Here is a 14,397-nt window from a genome sequence, read left to right on the forward strand (position 1 = left end):
TCAATCGGCGAGCAGCCGGTAGCCCACACCCGTCTCGGTCACGATGTGCCGGGGCTGCGCCGAGTCGTCCTCGAGCTTCTGGCGCAGGTTGCCCATGTACACGCGCAGGTAGTGCGTGCTTTGCGAGTGGCCGGGGCCCCACACTTCGCGCAGCAGGTACGGGTGCGTCAGAACCCGGCCCGCATTGGCCACCAGCACGCCGAGCAGGCGGTACTCGATGGGTGTCAGGTGGACCTCGACGCCGCGCTTCTTCACGATGCGCGCTGCCAGGTCGAGCTCGACGTCGCCGAAGCGAAACACCGCCTCCGCCGGCGCCTTGCCGACCCGCATGCGCCGCAGGCTGGCCCGCGTGCGCGCCAGCAACTCGTTGATGCCGAAGGGCTTGGTGATGAAATCGTCGGCGCCGGCATCCAGCGCGGCAACCTTTTCATCCTCGTGGGTGCGCGCCGACAGCACGATGATCGGCACCGCGGACCAGGTCCGCACTTCGCGGATGAAGTCCACGCCGTCGCCGTCGGGCAAGCCGAGGTCGGCGATGATCAAGTCGGGCCGCCGCGTGCCGGCTTCCACCAGCCCTTGCTTGACGGTGCCGGCCTCATGCACCTGCCAGCCTTCGGCCTCGAGCGAGCTGCGCACGAAGTGGCGAATCTCGCGCTCGTCTTCGAGCACCAGGACGACGGGCGTGGGCGTGGACATCAGGGGTTATGAAGGTTGACGATGGCGCTGGCGTCTTCGGCCAGGTCGATGGTCGGCGGCGTGCCCTGCGGCAGGCTGAAGGTGAAGGTCGCGCCGTGGGGTGGTGTCGGTTCGACCCAGATGCGGCCGCGGTGTGCGTCGACGATGGCCTTGCAGATCGCCAGGCCCAGGCCGACCCCGGGCGTGGCCGATTCGGTGTTGCCGCGGGTGAACTTCTCGAAGATCGCCTCTTCCTGGCCCTTGGCCACGCCGGGGCCGTGGTCGCGCACGCTGACCTGCAGCTCATCGTCCACCGGGCGCACCAGGATCGCCACCGGCGTGCGGTCCGGCGTGTACTTGCCGGCGTTTTCGAGCAGGTTGGCCAGCACACGTTCGATCAGCACCGCGTCGCATTCGATCAGCGGAACATCGGGTTCGATGCGCACGCTCAAGGGCCGCGCGCCCAAGGCACCGTGGGCCGACTTCACCGCGCTGCCGATGATTTCTTCAATCGACTGCCACTCCACCCGCAGCCGGATCTCGCCGCTCTGGATGCGCGCCATGTCGAGCAGGTTGGTGACCATGTCGGTCATGCGCAGCGACTTCTCGCTGATGGCGGTCGCCAGGGCTTGCTGTGGGCTGCTGAGCGCCGGCTGGCTGGCGGCCAGCGTCTCGGCCATGCCGACCAGCGCCGCCAGCGGCGTGCGCAGGTCGTGCGACAGTGCGGCCAGCAGCGAGTTGCGCAGCCGCTCGGACTCCATCTGCACCGTGGCGCTTTGGGCCACCTCGATGTAGTGCACACGCTCCAGCGCCATCGCGGTCAGGGCGGCGAAGGTCTCCAGCTGCTGGCGCTGCTCGGGCACGAGCAGGAAGCGCGGCTCTTCGGGCTGCACTGCCAGCACACCGCGCGAGCGCATGGTGGCCTTCAGCGGCAGGTACAGCCAGGCGCTGCCGGCGAGTGTGTCGGTGCCCAGGCCGGCGGCCTGGTTGTGGTCCAGCGTCCACTGCGCGGTGCCGAAATCCAGCCCGTCGGCGTCGGTCTTCGGCGCCTGCAGCCGGTCGCTGGCATCGAGCACGTAGATCACGACCTTGGCGTGAAATTCGCGCGAGATGACGGCCTGCGCCACTTCGATCGCCTGCTCGTTGGTCAGCATGTTCGACAGGTCGCGCGCAGCCTCGAACAGGGCTCTTGAGCGGGCCTCGCGATGTGTTGCCACGTGGGCCTGGAAGCGCAGCCCCGCCGTCAGCTGCCCGGTGACCAGGCCGACCACCAGCATCACCGCGAAGGTCAGCAGGTACTGCGCATCGGCCACCGCGAATGACAGGTGCGGCGCGACGAAGAAGAAGTCGAAGGCCGCGACGTTCAGGAAGGCCGCCAGCACGGCCGGCCCGCGGCCCAGCCAGACGGCCACGCCGACGACGGCCAGCAGAAACACCATCACGATGTTGGCCAGGTCGAAGTAAGGCACCAGAAAGTGCGTCAACAGCGTCGTGCCGGCACAGGCAGCGCTGGCCAGCAGGTAGCGGCGGGCCTGTGCGCCGGTGCCGGCGCCATCGTCGGTGGCCGACGAGCGCGGCGCGGCGACCGGCCGCGAGCGTTGTGACTGGCCGACTTCGATGCGGTCGATGTCCGGCGCCAGTGCGCCAATGGCCTGCCCGAGTGTGCGGCGCGGCCACCCCGCCGACCAGGCCGGCGCCCGCCGGCCAGGGCCGAGCACCAGCTTCGACAGGTTGTGCTGCCGCGCGTGGGCGACCAGGGCCTGCGCGATGTTCTGGGCCGGCAGCACGGCGGTGCTGGCGCCCAGGTCCTGGGCCAGCTTGACGGTCTGCAGAATGCCTTCGCGCCGGCCGCCGTCCAGACGCTGCAGTGCCGGCGTTTCCACGTACACCGCATGCCAGGTGACGGCCAGTTGCCGCGCCAGCTGGGCCGTGCTGCGCACCACGTGATCGGCACCGGGCCGCGGACCGATGCAGCACAGCAGCGCGCCCTCGGTCTTCCAGACCTGGGCGACCCGGCGCTCGATGCGGTAGGCCTGCACGTCGTCTTCGACGCGGTCGGCGGTGCGGCGCAGCGCCAGTTCGCGCAGGGCCATCAGGTTGCCCTTGCGAAAGAAGTTCTTCGCCGCGCGCTCGGCCTGCGCCGGCATGTAGACCTTGCCGGCGGCCAGCCGCTCGATCAGCTCATCGGCCGGCGTGTCGACCAGCACCACCTCGTCGGCGCGGTCGAAGAAGGTGTCGGGCAGGGTCTCGTGCACCACGATGCCGGTGATGCCGCCGACCACATCGTTCAGGCTCTCCAGGTGCTGCACATTGAGCGTGCTGTAGACGTCGATGCCGGCCGCCAGCAGTTCTTCCACGTCCTGCCAGCGCTTCGGGTGGCGCGAGCCGGCGACGTTGGAATGGGCCAGCTCGTCGACCAGGATCAGCCCGGGCTTGCGGGCCAGCGCGCCGTCGAGGTCGAACTCGGCCAGCCGCTTGCCGCGGTAGTCGATGTGCGCGGGCGGCAGCACCGGCAGCCCTTCCAGCAGCGCCGCGGTCTCGCCGCGGCCATGGGTCTCGACGACGCCGGCCAGCACGTCCACGCCATCGGCCACCAACTTGCGCGCCGCCACCAGCATGGCGTAGGTCTTGCCGACGCCGGCCGACGAGCCGAAGTAGATGCGCAGGCGGCCACGCGCCTCGCGCTGCTCGTCCTGGTGGATCTGGGCCAGCAGCGCGTCGGGGTCAGGGCGTTGGTCGTCGCTCATCGCTTTGCAGGGATTGTCACGGTCGGCGCGTGCCGACGAACTCAGGGCTTGCGCTGCTCGCCTGGACCCGGGCGCGGAAGTTTGCGCCGTTCACTCCAGCCCAGCAGCAGCCAGGCCAGCCACAGCGGGGCCAGGATGGCGATCAGCGCCAACAGCGCGCCCCAGAGGTCGGATGAGACCATGCGATGGTCTGAGTGCAATGGCGCGCCAGCCGCCCTGGGTTCAGCCGCGGGCCGCGTCAAGCGCGAGGTTGAGTTGCAGCACGTTGACGCGCGGCTCGCCGAGCAGGCCGAACAGGCGGCCTTCGGTGTGCCGGTCGATCAACTGCTGAACCTGGGGCAGGGGCAGCTTGCGCGCCTGGGCCACCCGCGCGGCCTGGTACAACGCCCCGGCGACGCTGAGGTGCGGGTCGAGCCCGCTGGCCGACGCGGTGACCAGGTCCACCGGCACCGGCGCCGCATTGCCGGGGTCCGCGGCCCGCAAGGCTGCGATGCGCCCCTTCACGGCATCGGCCAGCGCCGGGTTCAGCGGGCCCTGGTTGGAGCCGCTCGATGCGCTGGCGTTGTTGGGCATTGGCGCGGTGGCCGACGGGCGGCCCCAGATGTACTTCGGGTCGCTGAAGTTCTGCCCGATCAGCGACGAGCCGACCGGCTTGCCGTCACGCAGGATCAGGCTGCCCGCGGCTTGCTCGGGAAACGCCGCCTGGACTATGCCGGTGACGACGAGCGGGTAGACGGCGCCGGTCAGCGCGGTGAGCACCGCAAAGCAGACCAGGGCCGGGCGAATGGTTGAACTCATGTTGTTTCTCTTTCAGACAAGGTGCACGGCGCTCAGCAGCAGGTCGATCGCCTTGATGCCGATGAAGGGCACGATCAGGCCGCCGACGCCGTAGATCAGGACATTGCGGCGCAGCAGCGCGGCCGCGCCGATGGCGCGGTACTTGACGCCCTTGAGCGCCAGCGGGATCAGGAAGACGATGACCAGCGCGTTGAAGATCACCGCCGACAGGATTGCCGACGACGGGCTGGCCAGGCCCATCACGTTCAGCGCGCCGAGCTGCGGATAGGTGGTGACGAACATCGCCGGGATGATGGCGAAGTACTTCGCCACGTCGTTGGCGATCGAGAAGGTGGTCAGCGAGCCGCGCGTCATCAGCAGTTGCTTGCCGGTCTCGACGATCTCCAGCAGCTTGGTCGGGTTGCTGTCCAGGTCGACCATGTTGCCGGCTTCCTTGGCTGCCTGGGTGCCGGTGTTCATCGCCACCGCCACGTCGGCCTGCGCGAGGGCCGGGGCGTCGTTGGTGCCGTCGCCGGTCATCGCCACCAGCCGGCCGTCGGCCTGGTAGTCGCGGATCATCTTCAGCTTGGCCTCGGGCGTGGCTTCGGCCAGGAAGTCGTCGACGCCGGCTTCGGCGGCGATGGCCGCGGCGGTGAGCCGGTTGTCGCCGGTGATCATCACCGTCTTGATGCCCATGCGGCGCAGTTCGGCAAAGCGCTCCTTGATGCCGCCCTTGACGATGTCCTTCAGCTCTACCACGCCGAGTACGCGGCCGCCGTCGCACACCACCAGCGGCGTGCTGCCCTTGCGCGCCACATCGTCGGTGGCCGCCTGCACGTCGGCCGGAAAGCTGCCGCCCAGCGCTTCGACATGCTTTTTGATCGCCTCGCCGGCGCCCTTGCGCAGCCTGCGCACACTGCCGTCGACGCCTTCGATGTCGACACCGCTCATGCGGGTCTGCGCGGTGAACGGCACGAAGCTCGTCTTGTGGGTCGACAGCTCACGCTCGCGCAGGTTGAACTTCTGCTTGGCCAGCACCGTGATGCTGCGGCCTTCCGGTGTTTCATCGGCCATCGATGCGAACTGCGCGGCATCGGCCAGCTGCTGCTCGGTGACGCCTTTCGCGGGCACGAAGGCCGCGGCCTGGCGGTTGCCCAGCGTGATGGTGCCCGTCTTGTCGAGCAACAGCACGTCGACGTCGCCGGCGGCTTCCACCGCGCGTCCGGAGGTGGCGATGACATTGGCCGCCATCATGCGGCTCATGCCCGCCACGCCGATGGCCGACAGCAGCGCGCCGATGGTGGTGGGGATCAGGCACACCAGCAAGGCGATCAGCGCGGTGACGGTCACCGGCGTGCCCAGCTTGGCGGCTTCGACGCTGAAGATCGAGTACGGCAGCAGTGTCACCGTCACCACCAGGAAGACGATGGTCAGCGCCACCAGCAGGATGGTCAGCGCGATTTCGTTCGGCGTCTTCTGGCGTTTGGCGCCTTCGACCATCGCGATCATGCGGTCGAGGAAGGACTCGCCGGGGTTGACGTTGATGCGCACCACCAGCCAGTCGGACAGCACACGCGTGCCGCCGGTGACCGATGCGAAGTCGCCGCCGGATTCGCGGATCACTGGCGCCGATTCGCCGGTGATGGCGCTTTCGTCCACCGAGGCCACGCCTTCGATGACCTCGCCGTCGAGCGGAATCACGTCGCCGGCCTCGACCAGCACCACCGCGCCCTTGCGCAACTCATCGGCCTCCTGCGGATGCCACGACGAACCATGCCGGGGCTGCTCCAGCTTCTTGGCGATGGTCTTGCGCTTCATGCCGCGCAGCGAAGACGCCTGGGCCTGGCTGCGGCCCTCGGCCATGGCTTCGGCGAAGTTGGCGAACAGCACCGTGAACCACAGCCACAACGCGATGGCCAGGATGAAGCCCTGCGGCGCTTCGCCTTTGCCGCCCAGGGCCTGGACCCAGAGGATGGTGGTGATGATGCTGCCGACGTAGACGACGAACATCACCGGGTTGCGCCACTGCACGCGCGGACTCAGCTTGCCGAATGCGGATGCGATGGCGGGCTTGACCAGCGCCGGGTCGAGCAGCGAGAACGAGTTTGAAGTTGTCATGGTGTTGTCCTGGTGTTGTGGCGCCGCAGCCCGTGGCCGCTCATTTCGGGTACCACAACATGATGTGCTCGACCACCGGCCCCAGGGCCAGCGCGGGCACGTAGTTCAGCAGGCCGACCAGCAGCACGGTGCCGATCAGCAGCGTCACGAACAGCGGGCCGTGCGTGGGCAGGGTGCCTGCTGTGACGGCCATGCGCTTCTTCGACGCCAGCGAACCCGCAATGGCCAGCACCGGCACGATGACGCCGAAACGGCCGAACCACATCGCGATGGCCAGCAGCGTGTTGTAGAACGGCGTGTTGGCCGACAAGCCGGCAAAGGCGCTGCCGTTGTTGTTGCCCGCCGAGGTGAATGCGTAGAGGATCTCCGAGAAGCCGTGCGCGCTCGGGTTGGCGATGCCGGCCTTGCCGACATCGGCCAGCACAGCCACGGCGGTACCGGCGAGCACCAGGATCGGCGTCACGAGAATGGCGATCGACGTCATCTTCATCTCGTAGGTCTCGATCTTCTTGCCCAGGTATTCGGGTGTGCGGCCGATCATCAACCCGGCGATGAAGACGGCCAGGATGGCGAAGATCAGCATGCTGTACAGACCCGTGCCGACGCCGCCGAAGACCACTTCGCCCAGTTGCATCAGCACCAGCGGCACGGCGCCGCCCATCGGCGTGAAGGAATCGTGCATGGCGTTCACCGCGCCGCACGAAGCGGCGGTGGTGATGGCGGCAAACAGCCCGCTGGCCGCAATGCCGAAGCGTGCCTCCTTGCCTTCCATGTTGCCGCCGGGCTGGCTGGCGCTGACGCTCTGATCGGCGCCCAGTTGCGCCAGCAACGGGTTGCCTTGTTGCTCTTGCGCCGTCACGACGATGACCGAGACGACGAAGATCGCCGTCATCGCCGCCAGCACTGCCCAGCCCTGGCGCGCATCGCCGACCAGGCTGCCGAACATGAACACCAGCGCCGCCGGAATCAGGAAGATCGACAGCATCTGCAGGAAGTTGGTCAGCGCGCTCGGGTTCTCGTACGGATGCGCGGAGTTGGCATTGAAGAAGCCGCCGCCATTGGTGCCCAGCATCTTGATCGCCTCCTGCGAAGCCACCGGGCCCATCGCCAGCGTCTGCTTGTCGGCCTTCAGGTCCTCCAACACCGGCGCGCCCTGGGCGTCCTTCAGCGGCTGGCCGTCAGGTCCGTTCCTGGCCTGCTGGTAGGCGGTGACTTCGAGTGTCGTGACCTCCTTGTAGGGCGAGAAGTTCTGGATCACGCCCTGGCTGACCAGGAACACCGCGAAGACCAGTGACAGCGGCAGCAGCACATAGGCTGTCACGCGGGTCAGGTCGACCCAGAAGTTGCCGATCGACGCCGACGAACGGGCGACGAAGCCGCGGACCAGCGCGATGACCACCACGATGCCGATGGCCGCGGAAAAGAAGTTCTGCACCGTCAGCGCCAGCATCTGCGTCAGGTAGCTCATCGTGGCTTCACCGACATAGCCCTGCCAGTTGGTGTTGCTGACGAAACTGATGGCAGTGTTGAACGAAGAATCGGCGCTCACGCCGGCCATGCCCTGGGGATTCAAGGGCAGAACGCCTTGCAAGCGCTGCAGCGCATAAACCGCGATCACGCCCAGGAAGTTGAAGGCGACGAGCGCGATGGCGTACTGGCGCCAGCCCATGCCGGCTTCGGGGTCGACTCCGGCCAGGCGGTACAAGCCCCGTTCGGCGGCCTGGAAGGGCGCCATCCAGCGAGGGAACCGGCCCTCGGCCACCAACACCAGCCATTTGCCGAGCGGCCAGGCCAGCAAGAGCAGGGCGCTCAGGTAGGCGAGCAGCAGCATCCATGCGTGGGTGTTCATCAGAATTCCTCCGCCCGCAACAGGGCGTAGACGAGATACACCAGCAAGCCCAGCGAGGCCGATCCTGCGAGCCAATAGAGCCAGGTCATTTGCGCACCCCCAGCGTGTCGCAGCCGATCACCATGCCCACGATGGCCGCGAGCAAGAGCGCGGCGGCGGACAGAAAGACGACGTCCATGAATCCCTCAGATGTCTGCTCAGAATCCCGCAAGCGTAGGGATCCGGGCATCAAGTCGGTGTAGAGATTCGGGGGGCCGGCATCAAGACGGCATAAAGACAGCGCTGCGAGCGCAGCGCCGGTACTGTGAATACCCCGCCCAGGAGGTGCCGATCGGCGCGATGCCGATCGCGGGCTCAGCCGGTGATGCGCGCCACCAGCGCCCGCGTGTACTCCGCGGTGCCGGCCTTGCCGCCCAGGTCGCCGGTGCGGATGTTGTCGACGTTCAGCGTCGCGTCGATCGCCTGGCGCAGTTGGGTCGCCATGTCGTTCAGCTTGCAGTGGTCCAGCATCATCGCGGCGGCCAGCAGCAGCGCGGTGGGGTTGGCGATGCCTTTGCCGGCGATGTCCGGCGCCGAGCCATGCACCGCTTCGAAGATCGCTGCATCGGCGCCGATGTTGGCGCCCGGCGCCATGCCCAGGCCACCGACCAGGCCGGCCACCAGGTCGGAGAGGATGTCGCCGAACAAATTGGTCGTGACCAGCACGTCGAACTGCCACGGGTTCAGCACCAGCTTCATCGCACAGGCGTCGACGATGATGCTGTCCATCGCGATCTGGCCCTTGTACTTCTCTTCGTAGAGCTGTTCGGCCGTTTCCTTGAAGATGCCCGTGAGCGCCTTCATGATGTTGGCCTTGTGCACGATGGTCACCTTCTTGCGGCCAGTGCCGATGGCGTGCTGGAAGGCGTAGTCCAGGATGTGGCGGCAGCCGGCCCGCGTGTTGATGCCGGTGGCCATGGCCACGGCGTGCGGGTCGTCGTCGATCTGCACGAAATGCTCGTGGCCGATGTACAGGCCTTCGAGGTTTTCGCGCACCACCACCAGGTCGATCTTGTCGTAGCGGCCGCCGGGCACGATGGTCAGCGCCGGGCGCAGGTTGGCATAGAGCTTGAACTCTTCGCGCAGCCGCACGTTGGAGCTGCGGTAGCCACCGCCCGAGGGCGTTTCCAGCGGGCCCTTCAGTGCCAGCCGCGTGCGGCGGATGCTGTCCAGCGTGGCCGGCGGCAATGGGTCGTTGGCGATCGTCACGCCTTCGAGTCCGGCGATCTGGCGGTCCCAGTCGAATGGCGCGCCCAGTGCGTCCAGCACCGCCAGCGTGGCGTCCATGATTTCGGGGCCGATGCCGTCGCCGGGGATCAGCGTGGCGGGAATGCGGGTTGTCATGTCGGGATTGCCTCTTTCAGTACACCACCACGGAGCGGATCGATTCGCCCCGCTTCATCAAATCAAAACCTTCGTTGATCTGCTCCAGCTTCAGCGTGTGGGTGATCAGGTCGTCGATGTTGAGCTTGCCGTCCATGTACCAGTCGACGATCTTCGGCACATCGGTGCGGCCGCGCGCGCCGCCGAAGGCCGAGCCCTCCCACTTGCGGCCGGTCACCAGCTGGAACGGACGTGTCGCAATTTCCGCGCCGGCCTCGGCCACGCCGATGATGATGCTGCGGCCCCAGCCTTTGTGGGTGCACTCCAGCGCGTCGCGCATCACCTTGGTGTTGCCGATGCATTCGAAGCTGTAGTCGGCGCCGCCGTCGGTGAGTTGCACAATGGCGTCAACGACGTTGGCGTGGTCCTTGGGGTTGATGAAGTGCGTCATGCCGAACTTGCGCGCCATGGCTTCGCGCGCGGGGTTCAGGTCGACACCGATGATCTTGTCGGCGCCCACCATCTTCGCGCCCTGGATCACGTTCAGGCCGATGCCGCCGAGGCCGAACACCACCACGTTGGCACCGGCTTCCACCTTGGCGGTGAAGATCACCGCGCCGATGCCGGTGGTGACGCCGCAGCCGATGTAGCAGACCTTGTCGAAGGGCGCGTCTTCGCGGATCTTGGCCAGCGAAATTTCAGCCGCCACGGTGTAGTTGCTGAAGGTGCTGGTGCCCATGTAGTGAAAGATGGGCTGACCGTCCAGGCTGAAACGGCTGGTGGCGTCGGGCATCAGGCCCTTGCCCTGCGTGCCACGGATCAGCTGGCAGAGGTTGGTCTTGCGGCTCAGGCAGAACTTGCACTGGCGGCATTCGGGCGTGTAGAGCGGGATGACGTGGTCGCCCTTCTTGAGCGAGGTCACGCCCGGGCCCACGTCCACCACGATGCCCGCGCCCTCATGCCCAAGGATGGCTGGGAAGATGCCTTCGGGATCGGCACCCGAGAGCGTGTAGTAGTCGGTGTGGCAGATGCCGGTGGCCTTGATCTCGACCAGCACTTCACCGAATTTCGGACCTTCGAGATCGACGGTTTCGATGGTCAGGGGCTGGCCTGCTTTCCAGGCGACGGCGGCTTTGGTTTTCATGGTGTTGGGGGTGGTGTTGTGACGGCGGCACCGAGGTTACCGCAGAACAAGAAAGCCCATGCTCACCACCCGCTGGCGTTTCCGGAGCGACATGCCTGGAACCCAGAACACCGCGGATCTGGCTTCGCCAGGCCGCAGGTGTTGCCCCCCTGGGGGGGTAGCGCGAAGCGCTGCAGGGGGGTCAATCGGTCCGTGCGCCGTCCATGAACCACTGCGCAAACAGGGCACGCTCTGCGTCGGTCAGGCCGGTGGCGTTGTTCATGGGCATGGCCTTCATGAGCACCACCTGCTGGTAGATCATCTGCGCGTGCTGCTTGACGGCGGCTGGCTGGTCCAGGCGCACCCCCTTGGACTGCAGGGCTTCGCCGTGGCACATCACGCAGCGCTGCTCGATCACCGGCTTGAGCTGGGCGTAGCCCACCGTTTCAGGAGTCGCCACCGCAGCCACCGGCGCGGGCTTGAGCCAGACAATGAGCGCGAGCAAGGCCACCACGCCCACGGCCGCGTAGGGCCAGGGATGGGCGTTGCGGCCGAGCTTGAAGCCGTGGCGCATGACGAAGAACTGGCGGATGGCCGCGCCCGCGAACATCATGCCGATGAGGATCAACCAGTTGTGCTCGTTGGCGTAGGTGAAGCTGTAGTGGTTGCTCAGCATGGCGAACAGCACCGGCAGCGTGAAGTAGGTGTTGTGCACGCTGCGCTGCTTGCCGCGTTTGCCGTGGATCGGGTCCACAGGGCGGCCGGCTTTGATGTCGGCCACCACGGTGCGCTGGCCGGGGATGATCCAGAAGAACACGTTGGCGCTCATCGAGGTGGCGAGCATGGCGCCCATCAGCAGGAAGGCCGCACGGCCGGCAAACATCTGCGTGGCGGCGTAGGCCGCAATGCACACCAGCACCAGCACCAGCGCACCGACCTTGGCGTCGCCGTTGTCGGTCTGGCCCAGCGTGCGGCAGATGGCGTCGTAGAGCAGCCAGAACACCACCAGGAACGCCAGCGCCGCGGCGATCGCGCCGGCCGGGCTCCACTGCATGATGCTGGGGTCAATCAGGTAGACGCTGGGGCTCCACAAGTACGAAATGAGGAACAGCGCAAAGCCCGAGAGCCAGGTGGAATAACTCTCCCAGTAGAACCAGTGCAGGTGCTCGGGCAGCTTGGGCGGCGCGCCCGAGAACTTGACAGGGTGGTAGAAACCGCCACCGTGCAGCGCCCAGAGCTCGCCGCTGACACCGTCTTTTTTCAGCTGCTCGTCTTCGGGTGGCGTGAGGCTGCTGTCGAGGAAGACGAAATAGAAGGAGGAGCCGATCCAGGCGATGGCGACGATGACGTGCAGCCAGCGCAACAGCAGGTTGGCCCAATCGAGCAGATAAGTTTCCATGGCACCTCAACACGACGACGGACACCCGTCAGGGTTTGCGACTCACCACCGCGGGCGCTCTGAGCCGACTGAGGGCCGCGTTTGAGCGTCGATGCTGTTGAACGACGCCCGCTCCGCTGCGACCAGACCACCAAAGTGTATACACTTTTTGGAAACAGTCGACTGCGTGATAACCCGCAGATCCCGCCTCGTTTCAGCCCTTGGCGGCCCCGGACCGGACTAGCAACAACTGCGCCACAACCGAGGCCGCGATCACGGCGGGCTCCTTGCCGGTGATGCCCGGCAGCCCGATCGGACAGGTGACCCGGGCCAGCTCGGCATCGCCGAAGCCACGTTCGGCCAGGCGGTGCCGGAAGGTGGCCCACTTGGTGTGGCTGCCGATCAGGCCCACGAACGGCAGGTCGGCCGTGGTGCGCTGGCGCTGCAGACAAGCCGCCACGATGTCGAGGTCTTCGGCGTGTGAAAAGCTCATGATCAGCACCAACGAACCCGGAGCGAGGTCGCCCACAGCCGCCTGCACCGGGTCGGAATGTTCCGCGTGCACCTGCGGCGGCAGATCGCCGGGAAACACCTCGTCGCGGCTGTCGATCCAGGTCACCTCAAAGGGCAAGGGCGCCAGCGCCTGCACGATGGCCCGCCCCACGTGCCCGCCACCGAACAGGGCCAGCGGCGTCAGCCGGGGGCTCAGGCGCTGGCGCAGGGTGTCACGGTCCGCCGCCTGGACCGGCTCGAACCGCAGGCGCACGCGACCACCACAACACTGCCCCAGGCTGGGCCCCAGGGCCACCTCGTGCTCCCATGCGCCGCCTCCCGGTCGGTCGCCGGGCAGTGCCAGCCGTTCGCGCGCCTGGCGAACGGCGCTCCATTCGAGCTGGCCGCCACCGATCGTGCCCACCAGCGTGTCGGCAAACACCGCCATCCAGGCGCCGCGCTCGCGCGGCACCGAGCCGCGCGTCTCCGACACGCTGACCAGCACCGCCGGGGCCTGGGTCAGATGCCGCAAAAAACCATCGAGATCGGGGGTCATGTGTGGTGCGTTTGCCTACAGAAACTGTGTGAATACGTAACGCCGGAGCCTGCTGCGAAGTATCACCGCGACCAGCAAACACGCCCAGGCGAAAGACACATACACTTCATCAGATTGCCCGTATGAGCCCGCCATCGCCACCCCGCTGGCAGCCCGCGCGGACCTCGCATCAGGAGACCTGGCACCATGAACATCACCACCCCCGCCCACCCGGGACCGGTCGGCCCCTCACCAGCCGACTCCAGCCGCCTGCGCAGCGTCTGGGGATCGCTCGCATTGTGCGCCGCTGCCCTGCTGGCCGCCTGCGCGTCGCCAGTGACAGCACCCCCCACAACACCACCGGCCGTCGAACCCATAGCCTTGCCGGCGCCCTCATCCGAATTGCCCCCGAGTCTGGTGTCGCAGGCGGACAATCCCCGCGCCTACCGCCAGGACGGCGCCCGCCACATCTACGGGAAAAACGCCCACCGCATCTTCAAGGGCCAGCTGCCGCCGCTGATGCACGCCGTCGGCGTGCTGCAGGTGGATCTGGACAACCGCGGCAACGTGCGGCGCCTGAACTGGATGCGTGCCCCCTCCCATGCCCCCGACGTGGTGCGCGAGATCGAACGCACCGTGCACGAAGCGGCCCCGTTTCCGGCACCCGTACAGCTGGGCAGCGTGATCTACACCGACGTCTGGCTGTGGGACAAGAGCGGCAACTTCCAGCTCGATACGCTGACCGAAGGGCAAAGGAGTAAATAAACACCCCCGCCGCGCTGCGCGCGACCCCCTCAAGGGGGCAACGCGGTGCGGCCCGGCAAAGCCGGTTCCGCCGCGTTCTGGGTGAAGACACGCAGCGCCGGAGGGGGAGTTTGTCCCAGGGCACCGCCGGGCCGGCTTTGCCGGACGGCCAGTGCCGCCCCCCTTGGGGGGTGACGCGAAGCGGCGCGGGGGGGGTCAGCTCCCTCTGTATGTGGAATAACTCCACGGACTCACCAGCAGCGGCACGTGGTAGTGCTCGCTGGTGTGGGCCACGCCGAAGTCCAGCGCCACGCGGTTGAGGAAATTGGGCTCGGGCAGCACCACGCCCCTGGCCGCGAAATACCCCTTCACATCAAACACCAGCCGGTAGGTGCCTACCTTGAGACTGGCGTTGTCGTAGAGCGGGCCATCGGGGTTGCGGCCGTCGGCGTTGAGTTCGAAACGCTTGACCAGCGTGGCCTGCTCGCCCTCGGTGGTGTAAAGCTCCACGGCCATGCCGGCGGCCGGACAGCCATGCATGGTGTCCAGAACGTGTGTACTCAAACCCATCGCAGATCCTTTCAATTGCAGTCGACT

General features: G+C 67.1%; 13 protein-coding genes. 1 reads left to right on the forward strand and 12 read right to left on the reverse strand.

Going from position 1 to position 14,397, the window contains the following annotated elements:
• From kdpE to xdhC, 11 genes are all read right to left on the reverse strand, one after another.
• A complete protein-coding gene (gene kdpE / locus VLK61_RS14070) occupies positions 1-696 on the reverse strand; it encodes a two-component system response regulator KdpE (protein ID WP_325422212.1) in 696 nt (231 codons plus the stop codon).
• The gene (locus tag VLK61_RS14075; protein WP_325422214.1) at positions 696-3,422 is read right to left on the reverse strand and encodes a DUF4118 domain-containing protein; all 2,727 of its coding nucleotides are present in this window, start codon (positions 3,420-3,422) and stop codon (positions 696-698) included. The genes kdpE and VLK61_RS14075 overlap by 1 nt, the downstream gene beginning before the upstream one ends.
• Before the next feature lie 41 nt (positions 3,423-3,463).
• Complete coding sequence (locus VLK61_RS14080; protein ID WP_325422216.1) at positions 3,464-3,604, reverse strand: hypothetical protein; 141 nt, start codon at positions 3,602-3,604, stop codon at positions 3,464-3,466.
• A 40-nt stretch (positions 3,605-3,644) separates the two neighbouring features.
• On the reverse strand, positions 3,645-4,220 hold the full coding sequence (gene kdpC / locus VLK61_RS14085) for a potassium-transporting ATPase subunit KdpC (protein WP_325422218.1): 576 nt from the start codon (positions 4,218-4,220) through the stop codon (positions 3,645-3,647).
• A 12-nt stretch (positions 4,221-4,232) separates the two neighbouring features.
• On the reverse strand, positions 4,233-6,317 hold the full coding sequence (gene kdpB, locus VLK61_RS14090) for a potassium-transporting ATPase subunit KdpB (RefSeq protein WP_325422220.1): 2,085 nt from the start codon (positions 6,315-6,317) through the stop codon (positions 4,233-4,235).
• A 40-nt stretch (positions 6,318-6,357) separates the two neighbouring features.
• Positions 6,358-8,166, reverse strand: coding sequence for a potassium-transporting ATPase subunit KdpA (gene kdpA / locus VLK61_RS14095; RefSeq protein WP_325422222.1), 1,809 nt, complete (start codon positions 8,164-8,166; stop codon positions 6,358-6,360).
• Positions 8,166-8,255, reverse strand: a complete 90-nt coding sequence (kdpF, locus tag VLK61_RS14100) for a K(+)-transporting ATPase subunit F (RefSeq protein WP_325422224.1) — start codon at positions 8,253-8,255, stop codon at positions 8,166-8,168. The genes kdpA and kdpF overlap by 1 nt, the downstream gene beginning before the upstream one ends.
• Before the next feature lie 265 nt (positions 8,256-8,520).
• Positions 8,521-9,549, reverse strand: coding sequence for an isocitrate/isopropylmalate dehydrogenase family protein (locus VLK61_RS14105; RefSeq protein WP_325422226.1), 1,029 nt, complete (start codon positions 9,547-9,549; stop codon positions 8,521-8,523).
• A gap of 16 nt (positions 9,550-9,565) precedes the next feature.
• Entirely contained in the window at positions 9,566-10,672 is a 1,107-nt protein-coding gene (locus VLK61_RS14110) for an S-(hydroxymethyl)glutathione dehydrogenase/class III alcohol dehydrogenase (RefSeq protein WP_325422228.1), read from the reverse strand.
• A 181-nt stretch (positions 10,673-10,853) separates the two neighbouring features.
• The gene (locus VLK61_RS14115; RefSeq protein WP_325422230.1) at positions 10,854-12,050 is read right to left on the reverse strand and encodes a urate hydroxylase PuuD; all 1,197 of its coding nucleotides are present in this window, start codon (positions 12,048-12,050) and stop codon (positions 10,854-10,856) included.
• Positions 12,051-12,243: 193 nt separating this feature from the next.
• Positions 12,244-13,077 (reverse strand): xanthine dehydrogenase accessory protein XdhC, encoded by an 834-nt coding sequence (xdhC, locus tag VLK61_RS14120; RefSeq protein WP_325422232.1) that lies wholly within the window; start codon positions 13,075-13,077, stop codon positions 12,244-12,246.
• A gap of 186 nt (positions 13,078-13,263) precedes the next feature.
• Here xdhC and VLK61_RS14125 point away from each other — a divergent pair, with 186 nt between their 5' ends.
• Positions 13,264-13,821: a hypothetical protein gene (locus tag VLK61_RS14125; RefSeq protein ID WP_325422234.1), complete on the forward strand. Its 558-nt coding sequence runs from the start codon at positions 13,264-13,266 to the stop codon at positions 13,819-13,821.
• A gap of 195 nt (positions 13,822-14,016) precedes the next feature.
• On the opposite strand, the gene uraH is transcribed toward VLK61_RS14125, so the two are convergent.
• Positions 14,017-14,370 carry a hydroxyisourate hydrolase gene (gene uraH / locus VLK61_RS14130; protein WP_325422236.1) on the reverse strand — a complete coding sequence of 118 codons (354 nt, stop codon included), beginning with the start codon at positions 14,368-14,370 and terminating at the stop codon, positions 14,017-14,019.
• Positions 14,371-14,397 lie beyond the last annotated feature (27 nt).

Origin of the sequence: Aquabacterium sp. (assembly GCF_035476535.1) — a bacterium.
Taxonomy (GTDB): Bacteria; Pseudomonadota; Gammaproteobacteria; order Burkholderiales; family Burkholderiaceae_C; genus Pseudaquabacterium.

Excerpts from the sequence above, each read along its gene's own strand:
- kdpE (WP_325422212.1), bottom strand. The coding sequence starts at position 696 with ATGTCCACGCCCACGCCCGTCGTCCTGGTGCTCGAAGACGAGCGCGAG.
- VLK61_RS14075 (WP_325422214.1), bottom strand. The coding sequence starts at position 3,422 with ATGAGCGACGACCAACGCCCTGACCCCGACGCGCTGCTGGCCCAGATC.
- VLK61_RS14080 (WP_325422216.1), bottom strand. The coding sequence starts at position 3,604 with ATGGTCTCATCCGACCTCTGGGGCGCGCTGTTGGCGCTGATCGCCATC.
- kdpC (WP_325422218.1), bottom strand. The coding sequence starts at position 4,220 with ATGAGTTCAACCATTCGCCCGGCCCTGGTCTGCTTTGCGGTGCTCACC.
- kdpB (WP_325422220.1), bottom strand. The coding sequence starts at position 6,317 with ATGACAACTTCAAACTCGTTCTCGCTGCTCGACCCGGCGCTGGTCAAG.
- kdpA (WP_325422222.1), bottom strand. The coding sequence starts at position 8,166 with ATGAACACCCACGCATGGATGCTGCTGCTCGCCTACCTGAGCGCCCTG.
- kdpF (WP_325422224.1), bottom strand. The coding sequence starts at position 8,255 with ATGACCTGGCTCTATTGGCTCGCAGGATCGGCCTCGCTGGGCTTGCTG.
- VLK61_RS14105 (WP_325422226.1), bottom strand. The coding sequence starts at position 9,549 with ATGACAACCCGCATTCCCGCCACGCTGATCCCCGGCGACGGCATCGGC.
- VLK61_RS14110 (WP_325422228.1), bottom strand. The coding sequence starts at position 10,672 with ATGAAAACCAAAGCCGCCGTCGCCTGGAAAGCAGGCCAGCCCCTGACC.
- VLK61_RS14115 (WP_325422230.1), bottom strand. The coding sequence starts at position 12,050 with ATGGAAACTTATCTGCTCGATTGGGCCAACCTGCTGTTGCGCTGGCTG.
- xdhC (WP_325422232.1), bottom strand. The coding sequence starts at position 13,077 with ATGACCCCCGATCTCGATGGTTTTTTGCGGCATCTGACCCAGGCCCCG.
- VLK61_RS14125 (WP_325422234.1), top strand. The coding sequence starts at position 13,264 with ATGAACATCACCACCCCCGCCCACCCGGGACCGGTCGGCCCCTCACCA.
- uraH (WP_325422236.1), bottom strand. The coding sequence starts at position 14,370 with ATGGGTTTGAGTACACACGTTCTGGACACCATGCATGGCTGTCCGGCC.